Origin of the sequence: Branchiibius sp. NY16-3462-2 (assembly GCF_001594145.1) — a bacterium.
Classification (GTDB): Bacteria; Actinomycetota; Actinomycetes; order Actinomycetales; family Dermatophilaceae; genus Branchiibius.
In genome coordinates this window covers 152,168-174,998 of record NZ_LVCF01000038.1, presented here as the reverse complement: position 1 = coordinate 174,998, position 22,831 = coordinate 152,168, and the positions used below count along the sequence as shown (strand labels likewise).

The window sequence follows — 22,831 nt, the reverse complement described above, 5'->3', positions numbered from 1 at the left end:
CACCAAGGATGGGAACCGCGCTTACGCCCGTCATCCTGGCACAAGACCAGGCGGCTGGGGGGCAAGTGGAGGGCGGGGCTCAACCGGCCGTTTCGGCGGCAGCCAACTCCTGCTTCCAGACCCGGAAGGAATCCTCGCTGCGACCCTGGCGCCAGTAGCCGGAGATCGACGCATCCGAGCGCGGCACCCCGCGTTGCTTCAAGACGTAGGGACGCACGCCGTGCATGATGGCCTGCGCTTCACCGTGGGCGAAGACCTGCACGCGTCCCGGCAGCCAGGGCAGTTCCTGCAACGCAGCCACGAGCGCCGACGGGTCAGCGACGTACTGCACCTGTTGGTCAGCGCCAAGAGACAACGACACCTCGTGAGCGGCATCGGGTACGGCAAGCAACAACCGCACCGTGGGTTCGGGACCCAGGTCCGCCAACGCAGCGGCGATGGCTGGCACCGCCGACTCGTCACCGATGAGCAGATGCCAGTCGGCGGTTGAGTCGGGGCGATAACCACCACCAGGGCCGTTGGCCTGCAGGGTCTGGCCCGGCGCGGCCTGCGCCGCCCAGGGGCCGGCGACCCCCTCGTCCCCGTGGACGACGAAGTCGATCGCGAGCGTGCCGGCTGCGACGTCGGGAAAGAGCGCGGTGTAGGTGCGCACGTCGGGCAACTGATCCTGCGGTACGCCGTCTCGCCGCATTGCGCGAACGTCCACCGGGTCCGGCAGCGGCTGACCGCCCCTGGCGAAGATCAACTTCACGTAGCGATCGGTGTCCGTACTGCCCTCGAAGGCCGACAGGTCGTCGCTGTGGAACCAGACCCGACGCAGGCCAGGGGTGAGGTCTTCGGTCCGGGTTACCGTCAATCGCGTTGTCACGAAGGCAACCCTAAGTAACTTGCCCGTCCGCGATGGACCCGGGTCCTACCAGGTGTCTTCGTGCCGTCGCTTGTCCCAGCGCTCTTCGAGGCGCTGCATGAAACTGTCCGACCCGGTGCTCTTGCTCCGGCCGAACCGTCGTTTCGAGACGTTCACGGACCCGGTCGTCCGCTGGGCCGAGCCGTCGACGGCTTCCAACGTCTGCCGGGACGGCGTCACGGCGTACGCAGCACCGGCCACCATCACCACGAAACCAACGGCGCCGAGCCACACCAACTGCGAGGCCACACCGAGCACGACCAGGCCGATCCCGACCAGCAGCACCAAGGCGCCGAGCAGCAGTCGACGGCGCTGACGCAGTCGGTGGGGCACCGCAGCCATGCTGGAGACAAACTTCGGGTCCTCGGCGTAGAGCGCACGCTCCATCTGGTCGAGCAACCGTTGCTCGTGATCGGAGAGCGGCACTGTGACCTCCCATGAAATAGCCTCGCCCGGCGGAACGGGCGATGACGCAGTTGCTACTAACTACTGAAAAGGATATGTCGCCCACCAGCAATCCGGTAGCCATACGGGCCTACTTGTGAGCGAAGTCCGCTCAGCAGACCACCGGTCGTAGCAACGGCGGCGCCGAGGTCACCGGCGGAAGACCGAGTCGGGCGGTCACGTCATCGAGGAACAGACCCACCTGGCGCACCAGATCATCGGCCTCGCGGGGACTGACCTGGGCCGAACCGCGCTCCAGCGCCGCACGTCGCCGGGCGGTGGCCGCGAAGAACTGGCACCACTCGGCCAACTCGGGTGCCACCAGGGGGACGATGTCCCAGACACTGCGCAACCGGGTACGCCGCGCGGGTAGTGGTCGGGCCGCGAGCATCGCGGCTGCCGCGCGTAACGCCGCCAGATGAGCGGTCGCGAACCGGTCAGCGGCGCTGGTGGCGTTGCCGGCGGTGAGCAGACCGGTGCGGCAGCGATCCAGCAGATCGCCGACCTGCGGATCGGCCACCGGTGCGGGCACCGGTCGCGGGTTGGTCGTGCGGGTGGGACGCGGAACAGTTGCGGTCATCACGGCTCCTGACGGCGGAGGTTCCCGAACGTCTGTTCGAGATACCGCCCACGCTAGCCGTGGGGTCCGACAGTCTCCCCTGCTGCACGAACGCCCAGGTCACAGCCCTGAAATCAGTATCAGGACGCGGCGGGCACGTTGGCCCGTCGACCCAGATTGCTCACGACCTCGAGGCTGGCCGTCGACCGGTTCATCGTGATGAAGTGCACACCGGGTGCCCCCTCCTGCAGCATCCGCCCAGCATGTTCGGTGCAGACGGCGATCCCTTCGGCACGAACCGCGTCCGGGTCGTCCTGGACGGCTTCGAGACGGTCGAGAACCGACTGGGCCAACGGTTGACCGTTCAGTTTGGTCATCCGCTGCAACTGGCCGTAGGCAGTCACCGGCAACAGCCCCGGGACGACCAGGAAGTCCGGTCGCCGCTGCGCTACCTCGTCGCGCAACCGCAGGTAGGCATCGACGTCGGTGACCATCTGGGTGATCGCGAAATCGGCGCCCGCGTCGGCCTTGCGAACCAGCACCTCGACATCGTCGGCCAGCGACGCCGACTCCGGATGCCGGTCGGGAAAAGCCCCGACGCCTACGGTGAAGTCCCCCAGGCCGCGCACTAACCCGACCAACTGATCGGCATGGTCCAATCCGCCCGGATGCGGCGTCCACGGAGTGCCCAGGCCACCCGCCGGGTCCCCGCGCACAGCCAGCACATTGCGGATGCCCGCATCGGCGTACGCCCCGATCACCGAGCGCAGATCGGCAACACTTGCCCCGACACACGTCAGGTGGGCCATCGTCGTCAGTGTGGTGCGAGCTTCGATCTGCCCGGTGATGCGCACGGTGCGATCGCGGGTACTTCCGCCCGCGCCGTACGTCACGGAGACGAAGGCGGCCACCGGCTCGACCCGGCGGATCGACTCCCAGAGCAGGGTTTCGGCGCTGTCGTCCTTCGGGGGGAAGAACTCAAAACTGAAAGCCGGTTCGGCGCGACGCAGCAGGTCCGGTATCAGCGGGCGCGACGACGTCGCGGCGGGTCGATCGATGGGCATGACGGAAGTGTACGGACCAGTGGGGCGTCCACCGTTCGCCCCGCGATTGGTGAGACACCGCCGCGCTTGCGAGAATGGGCCTGTGGCCGACCCGCTGGAAGCTCGCGACCTTCGCGCTCGCGTGCAGAACACCCTGGATTCGTTCCGGATCCAGGAGCAGGCGGTGCTCGCCCCGCTCGGCGAGCCCGCGACGGCACTGCTCGATGCCGTGTTCTCGTTGCTGCAGGGTGGCAAACGGTTGCGCGCTGCGTTCGCCTTCTGGGGGTATCTGGGCTCCGGCGGTCAGGACGGCGACCCCGCCATCCGCGCCGCTAGCGCGATGGAGGTTTTCCAGGCCGCGGCGCTGCTGCACGACGACGTCATGGACGCCAGTGATATCCGCCGCGGCCAGCCCACCGCACACGTGGCCCTCGCGGCGCAACACCGCGCAGCTGGGTGGTATGGCGATCCGGATCGATTCGGCGAGGCCGGCGCGATCCTGGCCGGTGACCTGTGCTTGAACTGGACCGATCAACTGTTCGCGACCTGCGGTATGACCCCCGAAGAAGTGGCCCGCGGACGGGTCTACTTGGACCAGATGCGCACCCAACTCATGGGTGGACAGTTCTTGGACATCGTCGAATCCGCACGCTCCTGGCGCGAGCTGACCACCCACGAGCGGGTCGAATCCGCACGGACGGTCATCCGGTTCAAGAGCGCGGGCTACACGATCGCTCAACCGCTGATGATCGGTGCCGCGAGCGCCGGCGCCGATCAGCGCAGCATCCGGGCGCTGTCGGACTACGGCTACGCGCTGGGCGAGGCGTTCCAACTGCGCGATGACCTACTCGGGGTCTTCGGCGATCCCGCCACGACCGGCAAACCCGCCGGCGATGACATCCGGGAGGGAAAGCGGACCGTGTTGGTCGCCTACCTACTGGATACGGCCAGCCACACCGAACTCGAGCGGTTCGACGGCTGCCTCGGCTCACCTGAGTTGACCGAGGACGACGTGCACTGGGTCCGCAAACTGGCGATCAGCACCGGCGCGGTGGACCGGGTCGAGGAGCTCATCGAGCAGCAGGCCGCCGCATCAGCCGTCGCCCTGGAGCGAGCGGAACTGACCGATGAGGCACGGGCGCGGCTGGTCGAGTTGATCTCCGTGTGTACGGCGCGCGCGGCCTGATCGGGCCTATAACGCCATTTCCATGGCGCGTTTGCGCACCTCCGCCTTACGGCCGGCGAGCAACATCCCCATCGGACCGCCCTCGATCGGCAGTGTCGGGTCCGGGGTGAACAACCACTCCAGCGCCTCGTCGTCCGGCAGACCCGAATCGCGCAGCACCGTGATCGTGCCGGTCAAGCCGGGCAGGATCTGACCGTCGCGCACGAACGCGGCCGGGACCGCGAGCGCCTGGTTCGGACCGATCCGGGCACTGAGCACGACCTGCTCGTCCACCAACTTGCGGCCCTGCCGCTGCGGGAGGCCCAATGCGTCCGCAAACTCCGGGATGGACAGCCATTCGGTGATCAGCGTCTCGACATCAGCCACTGGTCAAGACTAGACGCGCGATTGCGCCTGACAGCCGCAGGGCACCTGAGTTCGTACACTCATCTGGTGACCACCGCGCCGCCCAACGCTGCCTTCTCCCTCGTGGGGCGCATCGTGGACGGTCGCTACCGCGTGATCGCCCACCTCGCCGATGGGGGCATGGGCACGGTGTTCGTGGCGGTCGATGAGCGCCTCGACCGCGAGGTGGCGCTGAAGATCATGCGGCCCGACCTGGCCCGCGACGAGGCGTTCGTGGCCCGGTTCCGCCGTGAGGCCCGCAACGCCGCCCGGTTGTCCCACCCCGGGGTCGTGGCAGTCACCGACCAGGGCCAGGACGGCCCGTACGTGTTCATCGCAATGGAACTGGTCCGCGGCCGCACCCTGCGCGATGTGCTGCGCGCGGACGCTCCGTTGCAGATCGATCGCGCCCTCGGCATCCTCGAGCCGGTGCTCGCGGCGCTTGCGGCCGCGCACGACGCCGGCATCGTGCACCGGGACGTGAAACCGGAGAACGTTCTCATCGCCGCCGACGGCACCGTCAAGGTCGCTGACTTCGGGCTGGCGCGTGCAGTCAGCACGCAGACCCTCACCGCCGACAGCGACATGCTGCTGGGAACAGCGGCCTACCTCGCACCGGAGCAGGTCGAGTTCGGGACGGCCAGCGAACAGACCGACGTCTACGCGGTAGGACTGTTGCTGTTCGAAATGCTGACGGGCCGTAAGGCGTTCCCGGGCGACGTCCCCATCCAGGTCGCCTACCAGCACGTCCATGGGCAACTGCCGTTGCCCAGCGAGCACGCCGACGGGGTCCCCGCCGCGCTGGACGACATCGTGGAGTGGGCCAGCGCCAAGGACCCCACCGAGCGCCCCGCGGACGCCGCTGAACTGCTGAGGACGGTGCGCGACGTACGTCGAGCCCTCCCGGCCGCCCAACTGACCGCTACCCCGGTAGCCCGTGAACCACTGCACCGGCCCGCCACCCCCCGCCCGGACGGCGCCACCGATCGGTTGCAGGCCGCTTCGACCAGAGCCATCGGGCCGCGGCCGCCGGCCGGGCCGACCGGCACCGCCCGCGGACGGGCGCGTCGCTGGTGGATCGCCGCGCTGTTGGTGCTGGCGTTGATCGGCGGCGGCGCCGCCTGGACGTTCACCGCCGGCCCGCTCGGCACCGTCGCGATTCCTCAGGTCGCCGGCAGCGCCCAGGGTGCGGCGGTGAGCAAGATCGTCGATGCGGGTTTCACCACCTCGATCCGGCAGGAATTCAGCGAGACGGTACCGGCTGGTTCCGTGGTGTCGACCAACCCGTCGGGTTCGACGCGACGGGGCAGCGCCATCACCCTCACAGTCTCCAAGGGCAAGGAGCGGTTCGAAGTCCCGACCCTGAAGGGCCTGACCCAGGACAAGGCCACTGCCGCCGTGACCGCCCTGAACCTCAAGATCGGCACGATCACCCGGGATTACGACGACTCGGTGCGCACCGGCCAGGTGATCAGCAGCACGCCGGGCGCCGGTGCATCGGTCAAACGCGACAGCACCGTCGATCTGGTGGTCAGCCAGGGTCCCCAGCCGGTCGGCGTACCCAATGTGACCGGTCAGACGCAGAAGGCGGCGGAGGCCTCGTTGGCCGACGCGGGCCTGAAGGTGGCCTACGGCACGGCACAGAACAGCGACACCGTCCCCAGTGGCAGCGTGATCAGCCAGGACCCACCGGACGGGCAGCAGGCCCATCACGGTGACTCCGTCACGCTGGTGTTGTCCAAGGGACCCAACGTGGTCACCATGCCGGACGTGACCGGCAAGGACACCGCCACCGCAACCCAGATGCTGCAAGCCCTCGGTCTGAAGGTGGACGTCAACCGCTACTTCGGCGGCATCTTCGACACCGTCCGCAACCAGAGCGAGGACGCCGGCAGCAAGGTGAAGGTCGGCACGACCATCCGGCTGGCGGTTGTCTGAGCCTCAGCCCTGGCTGCGCTTCTTGCGGTCGCTGAGCATCTCGGCGACCAGGTAGGCCATCTCCAACGACTGCTGGTGGTTCAGCCGCGGGTCGCACGCGGTCTCGTACCGCTTCTCCAGATCGGCGTCGAGGATCTTCTCCGACCCACCGACGCACTCGGTGACGTCGTTGCCGGTGAGTTCGACGTGCAGGCCGCCCGGGATGGTCCCCAGTGCGTCGTGCACCTCGAAGAAGCCGCGCACCTCGTCGATGACCTGGTCGAACTCACGGGTCTTGTAGCCCGTGGAGCTCTCGTAGGTGTTGCCGTGCATCGGGTCGCACACCCACACCACGGGCGCGCCGCTGGCCGCGACCTTCTCCACGATGCGCGGCAGCTTGTCCCGGATCTGACCGGCGCCCATCCGGGTGATGAAGGTCAGCCGGCCCGGCTCCCGCTCCGGGTCCAGGCGGTCGATCATGGTCAGGATGTCGTCGGTGTCGGCGGTCGGTCCGAGCTTGACGCCGATCGGGTTGTGGATTCGCGCGGCGAAGTCCAGGTGCGCACCGTCCAGTTGACGGGTGCGCTCCCCGATCCACAGGAAGTGCCCGGACACGTCGTAACGGTTGCCCGTCCGCGAGTCGATCCGGGTGAGCGGCTGCTCGTAGTCCAGCAACAGGGCTTCGTGGGCCGCGAAGAACTCCACCGTGCGCAACTCATCGAAGTCCACGCCACAGGCCGCCATGAACTTCATCGCCCGGTCGATCTCGGCCGCGGTCGTCTCGTAGCGCGCGTAGGCGGCGTTGGCGATGAAGCCACGGTTCCATTCGTGAACGCGGCGCAGGTCGGCGAAACCGCCGGTGGTGAAGGCGCGCACGAGGTTCAGCGTGGCTGAGGAGGTGTGGTACGCGCGCAGCAACCGGTTCGGGTCAGGGCGGCGTGCCTCGTCGGTGAACGCGAAGTCATTCACGATGTCGCCGCGGAAGGCGGGCAGTGTGACCTCGCCCCGGGTCTCGGTGTCCTTGCTGCGCGGCTTGGCGAACTGCCCGGCCATCCGGCCCATCTTGATGACCGGCGTCGAGCCGCCGTAGGTCAGTACCGCGCTCATCTGCAGGATCGTCTTGATCCGGTCCCGGATATTGTCGGCGGTGGCCTCGGCGAACCGCTCGGCGCAGTCGCCGCCCTGCAGCACGAACGCCTCGCCGGCCGCAGCGCGGGCCAGCTGGGTGCGCAGATCGTCGCACTCCCCGGCGAACACCAGCGGCGGCATCGTTGCGAGCTCGGCGCGGACCTGCTGCAAGGCCCCTTCATCGGGCCAGGTGGGCTGCTGGGCAGCTGGCAGCGACGGCCAGTCGAGGTGGCCGCCGACGGAACCGTCCGTCACCTGTTCGAACATGAAAGCCTCATCGCCGCGTACATCCAGGGCACTTCTCACAACCAGCAGGGTACGGCGACCTTCAGTTGGCAGCGAATCACGCCGACCGCCCGCTCAGGAAGTGGGACTGGTGCTCAGGCCTCTCTGGCCGTCTCAACCGCGACGGCCACGGGCTGGTTGTCGGCGCCCGGATCGTCCGCCACGTTGTCATCTCCCGCGCGTGCGGCGTGGATCTTGTCGTTGAGGTTGGTTGCGACCGCCGCTGCACCCTCACCGATGTTCGTGGCCACGGTGGCCGCACCCTCACCAATGTTGCGGGCGACCTGGGCCAGTTTGCTCTTCGCCTTGGCTGCGTAGATGTCGACGTACTCCTGGCCAGACAGCAGCATCAGCTGGTACATGATTTCGTCGGTGATCGAGCGCAGGACGAAGCGGTCGTCCTCCATGCCGTAGTAGCGCGAGAAGTCCATGGCCTTGCCGAAGCGGACCTGCGGGTGCACCAGGCGACCGAACACCTTGCCCGGAGGTGCGATCTCGTCGGTGCCGATCACTGCTACCGGGATCACCGGAACCTGTGCAGCCAGAGCCATCCGGGCAACACCGGTCTTGCCTTTGTAGAGACGGCCGTCGTGCGATCGGGTGCCCTCGGGGAAGATCCCGAACAACTCGCCCCCGGCCAGGATCTGCAAGCCGGTGTTCAACGCGCCGGCGGCAGCATCACCGCTTGATCGGTCGATCGGAACCTGCCCGGTGTTGGAGAAGAACCACTTCTGGAAGCCGCCCTTGATCCCACCGCCGACGAAGTAATCGGCCTTCGCCACGAAGGTGACGCGCCGCGAGATGACCAACGGCATGAACAGCCAGTCGGTGTACGACAAGTGATTGCTCGCCAGGATCGCCGGCCCCTGGGCGGGAACGTTCTCGACGCCCTCGACCTCGGGCTTGAAGATCCATCGCAACCATGGACCCAGCAGCACGTGCTTGAGCAACCAATACATCGGACCTCCTTGGACGACGACTCGAACAATACCCAGCCGACGCTACGTCGGGCGCACTGTCGGTGACACAATGGCGACATGTCGCGAGCCGGTGCGCCGAAGGCAGCAGGCCGATGAGCCCCGACCCTCGCGACGACGAGCAGGCCGAGCTGGCGGCGCAGGCCGATTACGACCTCAGGTTCGCGCAGATCGTCGCGGCGATGAACGCCGACCACGACCACGACCACGACCACGACCACCCGGCCGACGACGTCGAGCACGACGAACCTGCCACACCGCCTCTGCAGTTGCCGACCGGCTGGCGGGTGCCGGACTCCGGCTCGCACTCTCTGCTGGACGAGAGGTTCGAGCCGCCGGAACTGGAGGATCTGCCCGAAGAGGACATGCAGTTGTGGGCGATCGTCGGTGCCCTGGTCGGCGGACCGCTGTGGATCGCCTATCTGTTGTTCCTGGATCCGTACGCCGGTTGGCTGTGGTGGACCCTTGCCTGTCTGTTGTTCGGGGCCGGCCTGGTGATGCTGGTGATGCGCCAACCGTGGTCGCGCGACCCGGACGATCACGACGACGGGGCTGTGCTCTAGCTCTTGCGCTGCGGCAGGCGCACGTCGATCACTGCGGGCAGGTGGTCACTGGCTAGCGCCCGGTCCCTCGAGGTACCGCAGGTACTGGGATCGGCCACCTCCACCGACAGACCCGGAGTGGACCAGAACGCGTCGAGTTGACGGTCCGGATTCGTCGCCGGAAACGTGTTGCCGGGGTCGGGCGCGGCCACCAATACCGCGCCGAACTGCTGCCAGGCCGGGCCGCCCCGTTCCTCGTTGATATCGCCACCCAGGATGACCGGGCCCGGGATCCGACGAAGTCGATCAGCCAGAACGGTGGCTTGGGCGGCCCGATCGGCCGCGGGCAGGCCCAAGTGCGTGCCGACCGCGGTCAGCGGTTGGCAACCGGGCAGCGCAACCCGCACCGCGGCGTACCCGCGTGGCTCACTGAACGGGGGCGTCGGCAAAGACTCCCGCCACGCCGCTTGTTGATCGACTCGCAGGCTGGTCATCACCGTGGTACTGGTTCTGCCACGAGACCCGCCGGACCACGTCAGACCGAAGTCGGCCGCCAACGCAGCGATCCGGTGCGAGGACAGCGGATGACGCGGAACCTCTTGCAACAGCAACACATCCGGGGCGATGGCCACCACCACGCGCCGCAGCGCGACCCGGTCGTTCTTCAGAGCATGGATGTTGTAACTCGCGACCCGCACGACGTCGGCTGCTCGGGTCATCGCACGCTCGCCCGCGCCAGGTCCGCGGCACCGACCAGACCCGCTTCGTTACCCAGTGCCGCAGCGACCAACCGGGCTTCGGGGCGATAACCGCGACCCGTCAGGTGCTTGCGAAACGACTTCCGCGCGGGCTCGAGCAACAGTTCCTTCGCGGCGCTCACGCCACCCCCGATCACGAATAGCGCCGGATCGAACGCGTTCGCCAGGCCAGCGATCCCGACCCCGAGCCACTCGCCCACCTCGGCCAGCAACTCTGCCGCGGTCGGGTCACCGTCGCGGGCCGCTTCGGTGATCATGGGACCGGTCAGCAAGGTGGGGTCGTCACCACAGCGCGCCGCCAGATCCGCAGCGATGGGGGCCTTCGCCTCGACCAGAGAACGCGCCTCTCGCACAAGGGCGTTGCCACTGGCATACTGCTCCCAGCAACCGCGGTTGCCGCATTCGCACCGGTGACCGCCCGGCACGACCTGCATGTGCCCGAACTCCCCCGCGATCCCGAACTCACCGCGCCGCAGGGTGCCGTCGATCAGTACGGCGCCCCCGATGCCGGTCCCGAGATTGACCATCACCACGTTGCGTTCGCCGGCCGCAGCACCGAACCGGTGCTCTGCCCAGCAGGCGGTGTTGGCGTCGTTGTCGACGAAGACCGGGACCGGTAGTCGGGCGGCCAGCCGTTCGCCGAGGGGCTCATCGCGCCACGACAGGTGGGGAGCGAACACCACCCGGCCGGTCATGGACGAGACGAATCCGGCGGCGCCGATCCCCACTGCGCTCACCTGCGGGGTGAGCAACTCCTGGACCGCGTCGACGATGACGTCCTCGACGACCTCCGGACGGGTGGATCGGTGCGGTGTGTCCCGCCGCGCCCGGGCGGTCACCACACCCTCGTCGGTGACGACGCCGGCTGCGACTTTCGTGCCGCCGATGTCGACCCCGATCGCGGTGACTGCGGTCATTGGTCCGAGGCGCTGTCTGCCGCCCGACGGTCCGGCTCCGGGAGTTCGGCCGCCAGCGCGGCGGCACCGATCACTCCCGCATCGTTACCCAGTTCGGCTTTGACGAAGGTCGCCTCCGGGCGATAACCCCGGCCGGTCAACTGGGCGGCGAAACCGGCGTGGATCGGATCCAGCAGCAGGTCGCCGGCGTCGGCGACTCCCCCGCCGATGACGAAGAGTTCGGGGTCGAACAACGCGGCCAGCGAGGCGCATGCCTCACCGATCCACCGGCCCAACTCGGCGAGCAGCTCCTGACTGGCCGGGTCACCCTCGTGGGCTGCCTGGGTGACCTGGGAACCGATCAGGGTGCTGGGGTCACCTGCGCACAGTTCCGCCAGTCGAGCGGCGTACGCACTGCCGGAGATGACCATTTCCCGGGCCTCCCGCACCAGGGCGGTACCACTGCCGTAGGCCTCCAGACAGCCGCGGTTGCCGCAACCGCAGCGGGTACCGCCCGGCACGACCCGCATGTGGCCGATCTCCCCGGCCAGACCAAACGCGCCGCGCAGCAACCGGCCGCCGATGACGATGCCACCACCGACGCCCGTTCCGACGGTCACCATGATCATGTCGTCGATATCGCGGCCGGCGCCGTACCGGAATTCCCCGAAAGCCGCTGCGTTGGCGTCATTCTCGATCAGGACGGGCAGGTCGGTGTAGGCGGCCAGCCTTGCCTTCAACGGCTCGTCGCGCCACGCCAGGTTGGGCGCGAACAGCACCGTCGACCCGATCTTGTCGACATAGCCAGCCGAAGCGACTCCGGCCCCCGTCAGCGGTTGCGGGCTACGCGCCGCGAGCCGCTGGATCAGTCCACCGACGGCGACGACGATGTTGTGCGGATCGGTCGCAGGGGTTGCCACCCGTTCGTGCTGCACGATCCGGCCACTGTCATCGACCAACCCACCGGCTATCTTCGTGCCGCCGATGTCGATGCCGATACTCCACGCCACGCTGTTTTCCTTCTGGATCGGGGTCGGCCGCTGACCGGTCAGAGCGACTCGGCGCGCTGCTTCAGACCGCGCAACGCGGTGTCGATGATCATCCGCTCGGCTTTGCGGCGCAACATGGTGACCACCGGGATGGTCACCGCAACCGAGAGTTCATAGACGACGTCGGTGCCGGCGGGCGACGAGCGCACCGTGTAGGAACCGTCCATCGACTTCAGCAGGTTCGAGCGCTCCAGGGACCAGCGCACCGTGCCCTCACCGCTCTCGTCGACCTGCCAGTCGTAGTTCAGGACATAGGTGTCCTTGATGACGCCCGCGTCCAGCACGAACTCGACCTGCAGGGGCCACCCACCTTCGTCCTCCTCCAGCACCGTCGCGCGTTTCACCTGCTCGGCCCACACGGGGTACTCCTCGAAGTCGGCGATCACGTCCAGGACTGCCGCACTAGGTGCTTCGATGACCACGCTGGCCCGTGTGCTGTCGCTCATGGGGCAGACCCTACGCGCTCGGGGCCCCGGCGCCGAAGGTCGTCCGCTGGAAGTCCTGGTACTCACCCACCAGGGACGCGATGGATGACCCGAAGTGCGCCTGGAAGATGGTCGGCAGCCGGTCTGCCGACTGGTCCGTGGCGTCCAGGACGAAGGCGGTGAATGTCTCGGCCGTCGATCGCTGGACCAGGAACGTGCACCAGGTGAAGGCGCTCTGGTACGCCGCTTGCAACGGCCCGTCGGTGAACTCGGTATTGGCCGGTGGACCGCCGGCCGGGCGGCCCGCCCGGACCGCAGCAGCCACCCGGGGCGCGATGGCTGGCAGCGACAGAGAGGTGTCCTGGTATGCGGTCCACTCCGGTGGACCCTCGACCAACCACCGCGCCGAGGGACTGGACTGACTGTTGAGTACGACGTGGGTCAGTTCGTGGGCGATCACCACGATCCGCCCCTCCCGCGTGGTCCCGGTCCACACATCCGGAGCGAGGACTACACTTCCGTCGGCGAGTGTGGTGGCGGCAACCTCCTGGCCGCTCGCCCCGCCGAGCGCGACGAACTGGTCCTGGGTCGCGGTCACCTGCACGCTGCGAGGACCGCTTATCGAGCGGCCGACGGCCGCCAGCGGTGCGCTCCACACCGACCGGACCCGGCTCGCAGCAGCGTCAACCAGTGCGGGAGTCTGCTCGCGGACCTGGGCACTCACGCCTGGCTCGAACGTGATCGCGATCCCGGACGGCGACACGCTGGTCGAGACGCCGGAGGAGGCCGCAGAAGGCAGGGCACTGTCGGTGGACGCTTCGCGATCGCCGGAGCGGGTGCAGCCGGCTATCGACGACGCGACAGCGGCGGCGGGAAGCGCACTGATCGCGCGCAGCACCGACCGCCGGGTGACCATGCGCTGATCCAACCACCCGAACCGGTGAGCACACTCGGTCAGCCGACGCCTCGGCGTACGCGCTCATCGGCAACGCGAGCATCAGCAGCGGCGGCAACGCTCACCAATCCGTGCCCGACCAGCAGATCCACAGCTCGCCGCTCCCGGTCGTCCAGGCGCTGCGGGACCGGCAACTGCCACAGGGCGGTCACCATGCAATCCGCGCAATGTGTCCGTCGCACAGGGCAATTGCGGCACTCGACGAACACTTCGTCGGGATAACTTCCTGGGGACATCACGACCCTCCTTTCCTTGACAACCCAGACGCTAGGTGCCAGCACCGACAACCTCCCGCTACGCGTGTCGCGACGGAAGGTTGTCGGACCCGCCTCCTACGTTGACGACATGACCATCACCTCCACTCGCAACGCCGCCCGTCACGACTTCGTGCAGGCGACGTTCGAGGACCTCGGGCGTCCGTTGTCCGACGTGACGTTCGTGGTGGTGGACCTGGAGACGACCGGAGGCCGCGCGTCGACGGACGGCATCACCGAGATCGGCGCGGTGCGGGTGCGCGGCGGGCAGGTGCTGGGCGAGTTCCAGACGCTGGTCAATCCTGGTCAGAGCATCCCCGCGTTCATCTCGGTCCTGACCGGCATCACCGACTCGATGGTCGCCGGGTCACCGCGCATCGACCAGGCGCTTCCGGCCTTTCTTGAATTCGCCCGTGACAGTGTGCTGGTCGCGCATAACGCGCCGTTCGACGTGACCTTCCTGAAAACCGCGACGGCGGGGCTCGGGCTGACCTGGCCGGGTTTCCCGGTGATCGACACCGTGCACCTGGCGCGGCAGCTGGTGAGCAACGACGAGGCTCCGAACCGCAAACTCAGTTCTCTGGCAACGCTTTTCGGCGCTACCCAGACGCCGGACCACCGCGCGCTGCACGACGCCCGGGCCACCGTTGATGTCCTCCACGCGTTGATCGCCCGGGTGGGCAACCTGGGGGTCCAGACGCTGGAGGAGTTGCAGTCGTACACCAGCCGGGTCACCCCTGCCCAGCGACGCAAACGAGTCCTGGCCGCGGGTCTTCCCAGCAAACCGGGTGTCTACATCTTCAAAGACGCCACGGGGCGACCGCTGTACGTCGGTACCTCGGTCGATATCCGCCGGCGGGTCAGCAGCTATTTCACCGCCAGTGAGCAACGCACCCGGATGGCCGAGATGGTCGCCATCGCCACGGAGGTCACCCCGATCGTGTGCGGCAGCGGCCTGGAGGCCGGAGTGCGGGAGTTGCGCCTCATTGCCGAGCACAAACCGCCGTACAACCGACGCTCGAAGCGACCCGAGAAGGCGGTGTGGATCAAGTTGACCGTCGAACGCTTCCCCCGGTTGTCGATCGTGCGGAGCGTCCGGGACGACGGCGCCACGTACGCCGGGCCGTTCGGCAGCCGCGGGCAGGCGGAGGCCGCACTGGAGGCATTGCACGACGTACTTCCCCTGCGCCGGTGCACCGGCGCCCTGGTTCCCGGCCGCCGATCCGCTTGTGCCCTGGCCGAATTGGGCAAGTGCGGCGCACCGTGCACCGGCCAGCAGAGCCATCAGGAGTACGCCGAGATCGCCGGCCGCGCGCAGCACGCGCTGAGCGCCGATGCGGCCACGATCATCCAGGCACTGCAGGACCGGATGGTCGAGTTGAGCGTTCAGGAACGCTTCGAGGATGCTGGCATCGTGCGTGACCGGATGCTGAGCCTGGTGCGGGCGTTGGCCCGCACCCAGCGGATCGCACCACTGGCGGCGATCGCCGAGTTGGTCGCTGCGCGGCGCAGCGCCGGCGGCGGCTGGGAGGTCGTCTGCGTGCGGCACGGTCGCCTGGCCGGCACCACGGTGACGCCCCCGCGGGCCGACCCCACGCCGTACATCCAGGCCATGGTCGCCGCGGCCGAAGTCGTCAGCGAGCCGGTCCCCCCGATGCCGGCTGCCCACCCGGCAGAGACCGAGCAGATCCTGGACTGGCTCGAGCAGCCCGGGGTTCGCCTGGTGGACATCGTCGGGTCCTGGACCTGCCCGAGGGGCGGAGTAGGGCGGCAACGCGAACTCCTCGCCGCCCGACCGATGCCGTGACGTGTCGTCGCTAGGAGGACCCGCTGCGCGGACGACGGTGGTACGCGGGGGCTTCCCCGCTGCCAAGGTAGCCGCGGTAGACCCCCTCACGCAGTTCCAGCGCGTAGGCGTCGAAGTCAGGCATGGCCATCGCGGCAGCGACGGAGAGCTCAGCCTCCGCGTCGTAGGGCACCCGGACGAACGAGATCGAAAAGGGCGCATCGACAGTGCAGTCCGGCACCCCCTCGAGGACGACGTAGACCGGAGTGGGGTCGCCCATACAGTTGCCCACGCTGCCGGTGTTGAACACCGTGCGGCGGCCTCGGTCGGTCTCGTAGTAGGGATCGTGGGTGTCGGCATACCCGATCACATCCGGCGCCGGCCCGTCGCCCGTCGCTGGCGTGTTCTGGAACAACCCAAGGAACTCCGACTCGTCATGATCGAACCGAACCCTACGGTGCACCGTTTCTTCGGAGGCGTGGAAGATCCGGATGCGGCGACCACTCATGGTGAAGTCGTGTGAGAACGGCAGCGAGCGCAGCCAACGTCCCTGCCCCGGTCCGAGTTGGTGCAACCACCAGGCCAGTGCCGGGTTATCGGCGGTCCGGTCCGGGTCGGGCAGGAAATCGTCCCAGTTGCCCAAGATGTTGACCTCACAGCGGTCCCGGCAGACGTCGACGACTTCGCGGCCGCGCGGACCTTTACCGACGTAGTCACCGAGGTTGAAGATGCGGTCGATCCCGCGAGCCTCGATATCCGCCAACACGGCTTCCAAGGCCGTGAGGTTGCCGTGAACATCCGAGATAAGAGCTATGCGGCTGAGCGCGGAGGGAGTGGTCACGTCGGGCGACTATAGACGGGCGATATCCTGGCAACGTGATTTCCGCCATCGTGATGATCAAGGCCGACGTCCAGCGCATCCCAGAGGTCGGTCAGGCGATCGCCAACCTCTCCGGTGTGGCCGAGGTGTACTCGGTGACCGGTGACGTGGATCTGATCGCGGTCGTCAAGGTGGCCGGTCACGACGAGATCGCCGAGGTGGTCTCTGACAAGCTGAACAAGGTCCCCGGTGTGCTGGACTCCGAGACGCACATCGCGTTCCGGACCTACGCCAGCCAGGACCTTGACGCAGCCTTCGCGCTCGGGCTCGACGAAGACGCCTGAGGTAACCCGTCTAGCGCAGGTTGTGCGGCAAGCAGAAGCTGGAACCGCACAATCCTGCCCGCCTCGCGCAAGTTGTGCCGCAAACAGGTGGTCAGCCGGACAGCGCCGCTGAAGCCGCCACCCAGCGCTCGAGCGCTGCAGCCGCCGCGCCCGAATCAATGGACTGTGCTGCCCGGTCGACGCCGGCGGACAGGGCCGCCTCGAACGAGTCACCGGTGCCGAACCGGCCACCGTGGTCGGCATCGAGCACGGCCAGTGCGATTCCGGCGTTCAGGAGCACCGCATCACGTACGGCGTCCCGCCGGGCCCCGCTGAAGACCTCCCGCGCGATAGCGGCGTTGGTCGCGGCGTCGCCGCCGCGCAAGGCGTCCACCGGCGCCAGTTCCATCCCCAGAGCAGCCGGATCGACCTGATGCCGTGACACCACACCGTCGCGCACCCACCACAGCGTCGAGGTGCCGGTCACGGTGAGTTCGTCCAAGCCGTCATCGCCGCGGAACACCGCTGCCTGCGTGCCGCGGTCCGCGAACACCTGGGCCATCAGTGCAGCGACCCGTGCGTCAGCAGCACCCACGGCGGCGTGGGTGGCGCGCGCCGGGTTGGTCAGCGGACCGAGGACGTTGAAGGTCGTCGGGACACCCAACCCACTACGGGTCGTGGCGGCGTAGCGCATCGCCGGGTGGAAGGTCTGGGCAAAGCAGAAGGTGATGCCGGCCTGCTCGGCCACCGCTTGCACAGCGGCTGCCGGCAGGTCCAGGCGCACACCCAGCGCTTCGAGGACATCAGCCGAGCCCGAACGACTGGACGCGGCGCGGTTGCCGTGTTTGACGATCCGCGCCCCGGCGCCGGCTGCCACGACCGCGGACATCGTGGAGATGTTCACGGTGTGCGCCTGGTCGCCGCCGGTGCCGACGATGTCCAGCGTCGGCCCGGCGACCTCGATCGGGACCGCGTGATCGATCATGCTCGCCGCGAGCCCGCCCAACTCGGCGGGCGTCTCCCCTTTGGCACGAAGGGCAACCAGGAAACCGGCGATCTGGACCTCGGTGGCCGCGCCGGACATGATCTGGTCCATCGCCCACGCGGTGTCCTCGTGGCTCAGGTCCTGCCCGCCCAGCAGGGCGCGCAACAGCACCGGCCAGGTCCGGCCGGTCGCGGCGGAGGCGGTCACGCGATATGCGTGCGGACGACCTCGGCGATCGTCGCGCACAACTGCAGCGGATCCAACGGGTGCGGCACGGCCGCATCCGCCTGCGACCAGGAGGCCAACCAGCCGTCGGCGGGCCGTCCGGTCAGGACGATCACCGGCGGGCAGTCGAAGATCTCGTTCTTCAGTTGTTTGGTCAGACCCAGCCCTCCCGCGGGGGCCGCCTCGCCATCCAGGATGAGCAGGTCGTGCCCCCCGGCGTCCGCCTGCTCGATCACGGCCTCGGGTGTCGCGCACTCGTGCCAGGCGACGATTTCGACGTCCTTGGCCGGGCGGCGCCCGACCCCGACGCGCACCGCGTCGCGAACAGCAACATCGTCGCTGTAGAGCAACACACGCACTGGGGTCACGGCGGGCGCGGCAGAGGCGGCATCTGCGGCGGGAACGGAAGAGGGACTAGCCAACTCGGGCGATGAGGCGGACATATCCCGATGTTATCGGTGCTCTGATCACAATTCGGGGGCAACCTCGGGGGTCGGAACCACACGGCAACCTGTGGGGGTCCATAATGCTCTCGTGGCGACAGCAACGAGTGCGAGTGCACCCTCCGCGATTCCGACCGGACACGGACCGGTCACCCGGCCGAACATGACCGCGGTCGGCACGATGGTTTGGCTGGCCAGCGAGTTGATGTTCTTCGCCGGTCTGTTCGCGATGTACTTCACCATTCGCTCGACCGCTCCTGACCTGTGGCACGACCGCACGTCCCACCTGAATGTCCCGTACGCCGCGGTGAACACCCTGATCCTGGTCATCTCCTCGGTCTGGTGCCAGTGGGGTGTTTTCAAGGCGGAGCAGGGTCAGCCGGCACGCACCGGCTCGCTGCTGGACTTCCGCAAATGGGGTATGCGCGAGTGGTACGTCCTCACCTACATCTTCGGTGCGATCTTCGTCGCCGGTCAGGTGATGGAGTACTCCGAGATGTTCGGGGAGGGCATCTCGATCAACTCTGACGCGTACGGGTCGATGTTCTACATCACCACCGGTTTCCACGGACTGCACGTGACCGGCGGTCTGATTGCGTTCCTGCTGATCATCGGGCGCACGTTCACCAGCCGCCGCTACACCCACCACCAGGCCACCGGCGCGATCGTGACCTCGTACTACTGGCACTTCGTCGATGTGGTCTGGATCGCGCTGTTCTTCACCATTTACCTGCTCAAGTAGGCAGGTCCTCCGTTTTGCCGGGTTTCCGGCGCACAATTGCATTGTTCGACCACGACGACAGGATTGACTTGTGAGCTTCCTCGCCGCACGACGACGGCACCCCGCCGCGTTGCTGCTCGTGTTGCTCCTTGCATTGGTGATCACCGGCGGTCTGTACGCCGTGCTGGCGCCCAAGGATGCCGACGCTGCTGCCAGTACCGCCGACGACGTAGCGGCCGGTAAGGCGTTGTTCTTGTCCAACTGCGCCACCTGTCACGGGTTGAACGCCACGGGCACCAACGAGGGGCCGTCGCTGGTCGGCGTCGGTGCCGCGGCCACGGACTTCCAGGTCGGTACCGGCCGCATGCCGCTGGCCCAGCCCGGCACCCAGGCCCAGGCCGGTGAGGTGCAGTTCTCCCCCGACGAGATCAAGCAACTCGCGGCATACGTTGCCTCGCTCGGTCCCGGGCCTTCAGTACCGGACAGCAAATACACCACCGGTGACGGCGACATCGCCCGTGGTGGCGAGTTGTTCCGCGTCAACTGCGCGATGTGCCACAACTTCGCCGGTTCCGGTGGCGCCCTGACCCGCGGTAAGTACGCACCGTCCCTGATGGATGTATCTGGCAAGCACATCTACGAGGCCATGCTCACCGGTCCGCAGTCCATGCCGGTGTTCAACGATGACAACCTGTCCCCCCAGGACAAGGCCGACATCATCAGCTATCTGAAGAACGTCAAGGACGAGCCCAGCCAGGGCGGCCACACCCTGGGCAACCTGGGTCCCGTCCCAGAGGGCCTATTCATCTGGACGTTGGGTATCGGCATGCTGATCGCAGCAGCGGTCTGGCTAGGAAAGAAGGCCGCCTGATGAGTAGTGACGTCACTCACTCCCCCAGCAACGAGCACGGCACCGAGCTGGAGCAGACCGACTCCTCAGAGGTCTTCGCCAACCCCGGCCTGCCGCCGCACGTGCACCGGTTCGGTGACGACGACCCCCAGGTGGCCCGTCGCTACGAGCGCCAGGTCGCCAGCTTGTTCGTGCTGTCGATGACCGCCACGGTGCTGTTCGTCGTCTTCTACTTCGCCATCGGCAAGGACGACCTCATCACGTTGCCGTTGATCGGCCCGATGAAGGCACTGCACTTCGCACTGGGCGTGACCTTGGCGATCTCGCTGCTCGGCATCGGTTTCGGCGCCGTGCACTGGGCCAAGACAATCATGTCCGACGAGGAAGTCGTCGAGGAACGCCACGAGTTGCGTTCCACCGACGAAGCCCGCGCCGGCGCCCTGGAGGTCCTCAACGAGGGTGCCGAGGTCTCCCAGATCAAACGGCGGCCGTTGATCAAGTACACCCTCGGCGGCGCGCTGGGGTTGTTCGCGATCCCGCTCGGCGTGCAGTTGGTGGGCGGCCTCGGTCCCCTGCCGGGCAACGACCTGTCCACAACGCTGTGGGACACCAAACTGCCCAACGGCAAGCCGCGCCGGTTGATGCGTGACCCCGCGGGCACTGCGATCCGCCTGAGCGACGTCACGATGGGTTCGGCGTTCCACGTACTGCCCGAAGGAATCGACGACACCGAGCACCCGCTGAACGAGAAGGTCAAGGCATCGGTCCTTCTGGTGAAGCTGGAGGAGTCCAAGATCCGCAGTGAGCGCCAGAAGGAGTGGGGTATCGGCGGTGTCGTTGCCTACTCGAAGATCTGCACGCACGTCGGCTGCCCGGTCGGTCTCTACGAACAACAGACCCACCACCTGCTGTGCCCCTGCCACCAGTCGACCTTCGACATGACCAACGACTGCGAGGTCATCTTCGGCCCCGCCAAAAGGCCGTTGCCGCAGTTGAAGATCGCGGTTGATGATGAGGGATATCTGATCGCCGCCCAAGGCTTCCAGCAGCCGGTCGGCCCGTCGTTCTGGGAGCGCGCATGAGCACCGAATCCACCGTGCGACCCGATCAATTGGGTCCGGACTCGCTCCGCGCCCGCGACGCCAAGGACGAGCGTGCAACCGCTCCTGAGGGCGGCGGCGGCGCCGTCGGCAAGGTAGCCAACTGGTTCGACGAGCGCACCGGCGCTGCCGGTGGCGTGAAGTACCTCATGAGGAAGGTCTTCCCCGACCACTGGTCCTTCATGCTGGGTGAGATCGCGATGTACTCGCTGATCATCCTGCTGCTCACCGGTACCTTCTTGACGTTCTGGTTCGTCCCGAGCGCGGGTCACGTCGTCTACAACGGTGACTACATCCCGTTGCGCGGCGTCCAGATGAGTGAGGCCTACAAGTCGACCGTCGACATCTCGTTGTCGGTGCGCGGCGGATTGTTGATCCGGCAGATCCACCACTGGGCGGCGCTGCTGTTCATCGTGGCGATCATGCTGCACATGTTCCGGGTGTTCTTCACCGGCGCGTTCCGCAAGCCGCGAGAGATCAACTGGATCATCGGTCTGATCCTGTTCATGCTGGCCCTGGTCGAGGGATTCGCCGGATACTCGTTGCCGGATGACCTGCTGTCCGGTACCGGTCTACGCGCAGCGCAGGGCTTCATGCTCTCGATCCCCATCGTGGGTTCCTACATCGCCTACTTCCTGTTCGGCGGCGGTTTCCCCGGTGAGGCGATCATTCCGCGCCTGTTCACCGTGCACGTCCTGTTGTTGCCGGCGATCATCGTGGGTCTGTTCACCGCGCACATCATCCTGGTGATGGTGCACAAGCACACCCAGTACCCCGGGCCGGGCCGCACCAACAAGAACGTCGTCGGCTTCCGCCTGATGCCGGTCTACACCGCCAAGGCCGGCGGTTTCTTCTTCATCGTGTTCGGCTTCACCGCCCTGATCGCGGCCCTGGTCACCATCAACCCGATCTGGATGTACGGCCCGTACGAACCCACCCAGGTCACCGCTGGTTCGCAACCGGACTGGTACATGGGCTTTGCTGACGGCGCCCTGCGATTACTACCCGGCTTCCTGGAGTTCACCCTGCTCGGCCACACCTGGTCGTTCAACGTGATGATCGGTGCCATCCTGCTGATCCCGGCGATGTGGACCGTTGCGGGTATCTACCCGTTCCTGGAGTCGTGGGTCACTGGCGACAAACGCGAGCACCACATCCTGGACCGGCCGCGCAACGCGCCGACGCGCACCGGCCTGGGTATGGCGATGCTGACCTTCTACGGTGTGCTGTTCTTCGCCGCGGGCAACGACATCATGGCGATCAAGTTGCACCTGTCGATCAACGACATCACCAACGTGTTCCGGGCGATGGTCTTCATCGGACCGGTGATCGCCTACTGGGTCACCAAGCGGTTGTGTCTGAGTCTGCAGCGCAAGGACCGCGAGACGGTGCTGCACGGCCGGGAGACCGGTCGAGTGGTGCGCACTGCCGAGGGCCGGTTCTTCGAGGCCCACGAACCGCTCAGCGATTACGACCGTTGGCGTCTGGTCTCCTACGAGACCCCGGAGCCGCAGGAGTACCTCGCACCGGTCGACGAGAACGGTGTACGACGCAAGGGCGCGGGCGCTGCGAAGCTGCGCACCCGCTTGTCCAGCATGTACTTCCGCGATCGGGTCCCCGCGGTCACACCGGCCGAGCTCGAGGCGGCCCATCACGACCACCACGACCCCGACCACGCCCTCGAAGAGGCCGTCATCGCGCAGAGCCACTCCCCTGAGTTCGGGGGCCACCTGCACGGCGGCGCCGAAGAGGTCGACGACGAGAGCGTGGCGATGGTCTCATCCGGGTCCGGATCGGGCGACAACACCCCGTACGACCAGGAAGCGGACAAGTAACCACGCAGCGCTCCACCGGAAGTTCCCTGACCGA

Annotated in this window: 25 protein-coding genes; 9 read left to right on the top strand and 16 right to left on the bottom strand. The window is 67.4% G+C overall.

The features are described from left to right. Window positions 1-79: 79 nt before the first annotated feature. The 4 genes from AZH51_RS12645 to AZH51_RS12630 form a co-directional block, all read right to left on the bottom strand. The gene (locus AZH51_RS12645) at window positions 80-868 is read right to left on the bottom strand and encodes a siderophore-interacting protein (RefSeq protein ID WP_291524821.1); all 789 of its coding nucleotides are present in this window, start codon (window positions 866-868) and stop codon (window positions 80-82) included. A gap of 45 nt (window positions 869-913) precedes the next feature. Next, the gene (locus AZH51_RS12640; protein ID WP_291524819.1) at window positions 914-1,333 is read right to left on the bottom strand and encodes a DUF3040 domain-containing protein; all 420 of its coding nucleotides are present in this window, start codon (window positions 1,331-1,333) and stop codon (window positions 914-916) included. A gap of 130 nt (window positions 1,334-1,463) precedes the next feature. Next, the gene (locus tag AZH51_RS12635) at window positions 1,464-1,931 is read right to left on the bottom strand and encodes an SAV_6107 family HEPN domain-containing protein (protein WP_291524817.1); all 468 of its coding nucleotides are present in this window, start codon (window positions 1,929-1,931) and stop codon (window positions 1,464-1,466) included. Window positions 1,932-2,050: 119 nt separating this feature from the next. Beyond that, window positions 2,051-2,974, bottom strand: coding sequence for a methylenetetrahydrofolate reductase (locus tag AZH51_RS12630; protein ID WP_291524815.1), 924 nt, complete (start codon window positions 2,972-2,974; stop codon window positions 2,051-2,053). Window positions 2,975-3,056: 82 nt separating this feature from the next. Between AZH51_RS12630 and AZH51_RS12625 the strand changes: the two genes are divergently transcribed. After that, on the top strand, window positions 3,057-4,139 hold the full coding sequence (locus AZH51_RS12625; protein WP_291524812.1) for a polyprenyl synthetase family protein: 1,083 nt from the start codon (window positions 3,057-3,059) through the stop codon (window positions 4,137-4,139). Between the two features lie 6 nt (window positions 4,140-4,145). Here AZH51_RS12625 and AZH51_RS12620 read toward each other — a convergent pair whose 3' ends face one another. Beyond that, window positions 4,146-4,505 carry an Rv2175c family DNA-binding protein gene (locus AZH51_RS12620; RefSeq protein WP_291524810.1) on the bottom strand — a complete coding sequence of 120 codons (360 nt, stop codon included), beginning with the start codon at window positions 4,503-4,505 and terminating at the stop codon, window positions 4,146-4,148. 66 nt (window positions 4,506-4,571) lie between these two features. Here AZH51_RS12620 and pknB point away from each other — a divergent pair, with 66 nt between their 5' ends. Further along, complete coding sequence (gene pknB / locus AZH51_RS12615; RefSeq protein ID WP_291524808.1) at window positions 4,572-6,461, top strand: Stk1 family PASTA domain-containing Ser/Thr kinase; 1,890 nt, start codon at window positions 4,572-4,574, stop codon at window positions 6,459-6,461. Between the two features lie 3 nt (window positions 6,462-6,464). Here pknB and AZH51_RS12610 read toward each other — a convergent pair whose 3' ends face one another. Together AZH51_RS12610 and AZH51_RS12605 are read right to left on the bottom strand one after the other, a co-directional pair. Continuing rightward, window positions 6,465-7,835, bottom strand: a complete 1,371-nt coding sequence (locus AZH51_RS12610; protein WP_291525007.1) for a class II 3-deoxy-7-phosphoheptulonate synthase — start codon at window positions 7,833-7,835, stop codon at window positions 6,465-6,467. Window positions 7,836-7,948: 113 nt separating this feature from the next. Continuing rightward, complete coding sequence (locus tag AZH51_RS12605) at window positions 7,949-8,812, bottom strand: 1-acyl-sn-glycerol-3-phosphate acyltransferase (protein ID WP_291524806.1); 864 nt, start codon at window positions 8,810-8,812, stop codon at window positions 7,949-7,951. A gap of 113 nt (window positions 8,813-8,925) precedes the next feature. On the opposite strand from AZH51_RS12605, the gene AZH51_RS12600 reads away from it, so the two are divergent. Further along, on the top strand, window positions 8,926-9,393 hold the full coding sequence (locus AZH51_RS12600; RefSeq protein ID WP_291524804.1) for a hypothetical protein: 468 nt from the start codon (window positions 8,926-8,928) through the stop codon (window positions 9,391-9,393). Here the strand turns inward: AZH51_RS12600 and AZH51_RS12595 are convergent. The 6 genes from AZH51_RS12595 to AZH51_RS12570 are packed head-to-tail and all read right to left on the bottom strand — an operon-like array spanning window position 9,390 to window position 13,607. After that, the gene (locus AZH51_RS12595) at window positions 9,390-10,091 is read right to left on the bottom strand and encodes an endonuclease/exonuclease/phosphatase family protein (RefSeq protein WP_291524802.1); all 702 of its coding nucleotides are present in this window, start codon (window positions 10,089-10,091) and stop codon (window positions 9,390-9,392) included. The genes AZH51_RS12600 and AZH51_RS12595 overlap by 4 nt on opposite strands. Beyond that, window positions 10,088-11,047: an ROK family glucokinase gene (locus AZH51_RS12590; protein WP_291524800.1), complete on the bottom strand. Its 960-nt coding sequence runs from the start codon at window positions 11,045-11,047 to the stop codon at window positions 10,088-10,090. Before AZH51_RS12590 ends, AZH51_RS12595 begins: the two co-directional genes overlap by 4 nt. After that, the gene (locus AZH51_RS12585; RefSeq protein WP_291524798.1) at window positions 11,044-12,036 is read right to left on the bottom strand and encodes an ROK family glucokinase; all 993 of its coding nucleotides are present in this window, start codon (window positions 12,034-12,036) and stop codon (window positions 11,044-11,046) included. The genes AZH51_RS12590 and AZH51_RS12585 overlap by 4 nt, the downstream gene beginning before the upstream one ends. Before the next feature lie 38 nt (window positions 12,037-12,074). Beyond that, window positions 12,075-12,521: an SRPBCC family protein gene (locus tag AZH51_RS12580; RefSeq protein ID WP_291524796.1), complete on the bottom strand. Its 447-nt coding sequence runs from the start codon at window positions 12,519-12,521 to the stop codon at window positions 12,075-12,077. 10 nt (window positions 12,522-12,531) lie between these two features. After that, window positions 12,532-13,416 carry a hypothetical protein gene (locus tag AZH51_RS12575; protein WP_291524794.1) on the bottom strand — a complete coding sequence of 295 codons (885 nt, stop codon included), beginning with the start codon at window positions 13,414-13,416 and terminating at the stop codon, window positions 12,532-12,534. Window positions 13,417-13,454: 38 nt separating this feature from the next. Further along, complete coding sequence (locus tag AZH51_RS12570) at window positions 13,455-13,607, bottom strand: hypothetical protein (protein WP_291524792.1); 153 nt, start codon at window positions 13,605-13,607, stop codon at window positions 13,455-13,457. Window positions 13,608-13,800: 193 nt separating this feature from the next. Between AZH51_RS12570 and AZH51_RS12565 the strand changes: the two genes are divergently transcribed. After that, complete coding sequence (locus AZH51_RS12565; protein ID WP_291524790.1) at window positions 13,801-15,516, top strand: DEDD exonuclease domain-containing protein; 1,716 nt, start codon at window positions 13,801-13,803, stop codon at window positions 15,514-15,516. A 10-nt stretch (window positions 15,517-15,526) separates the two neighbouring features. Here the strand turns inward: AZH51_RS12565 and AZH51_RS12560 are convergent, their stop codons facing one another. Then, a complete protein-coding gene (locus tag AZH51_RS12560; protein ID WP_291524788.1) occupies window positions 15,527-16,336 on the bottom strand; it encodes a metallophosphoesterase family protein in 810 nt (269 codons plus the stop codon). Between the two features lie 35 nt (window positions 16,337-16,371). Here AZH51_RS12560 and AZH51_RS12555 point away from each other — a divergent pair, with 35 nt between their 5' ends. Further along, window positions 16,372-16,659: an Lrp/AsnC ligand binding domain-containing protein gene (locus AZH51_RS12555; RefSeq protein WP_291524786.1), complete on the top strand. Its 288-nt coding sequence runs from the start codon at window positions 16,372-16,374 to the stop codon at window positions 16,657-16,659. 91 nt (window positions 16,660-16,750) lie between these two features. Here the strand turns inward: AZH51_RS12555 and trpD are convergent, their stop codons facing one another. Next, a complete protein-coding gene (gene trpD / locus AZH51_RS12550; protein ID WP_291524784.1) occupies window positions 16,751-17,830 on the bottom strand; it encodes an anthranilate phosphoribosyltransferase in 1,080 nt (359 codons plus the stop codon). Then, complete coding sequence (locus tag AZH51_RS12545) at window positions 17,827-18,291, bottom strand: hypothetical protein (protein WP_291524782.1); 465 nt, start codon at window positions 18,289-18,291, stop codon at window positions 17,827-17,829. The genes trpD and AZH51_RS12545 overlap by 4 nt, the downstream gene beginning before the upstream one ends. 91 nt (window positions 18,292-18,382) lie before the next feature. Here AZH51_RS12545 and AZH51_RS12540 point away from each other — a divergent pair, with 91 nt between their 5' ends. The 4 genes from AZH51_RS12540 (at window position 18,383) to AZH51_RS12525 (ending at window position 22,797) form a co-directional block, all read left to right on the top strand. Continuing rightward, window positions 18,383-19,033: a heme-copper oxidase subunit III gene (locus AZH51_RS12540; RefSeq protein ID WP_291524780.1), complete on the top strand. Its 651-nt coding sequence runs from the start codon at window positions 18,383-18,385 to the stop codon at window positions 19,031-19,033. Window positions 19,034-19,103: 70 nt separating this feature from the next. Continuing rightward, window positions 19,104-19,883 (top strand): cytochrome c, encoded by a 780-nt coding sequence (locus AZH51_RS12535; RefSeq protein ID WP_291524779.1) that lies wholly within the window; start codon window positions 19,104-19,106, stop codon window positions 19,881-19,883. Next, window positions 19,883-20,944: a ubiquinol-cytochrome c reductase iron-sulfur subunit gene (locus tag AZH51_RS12530; RefSeq protein ID WP_291524778.1), complete on the top strand. Its 1,062-nt coding sequence runs from the start codon at window positions 19,883-19,885 to the stop codon at window positions 20,942-20,944. Before AZH51_RS12535 ends, AZH51_RS12530 begins: the two co-directional genes overlap by 1 nt. Continuing rightward, window positions 20,941-22,797 (top strand): ubiquinol-cytochrome c reductase cytochrome b subunit, encoded by a 1,857-nt coding sequence (locus AZH51_RS12525; protein ID WP_291524776.1) that lies wholly within the window; start codon window positions 20,941-20,943, stop codon window positions 22,795-22,797. Before AZH51_RS12530 ends, AZH51_RS12525 begins: the two co-directional genes overlap by 4 nt. Window positions 22,798-22,831: the final 34 nt, after the last annotated feature.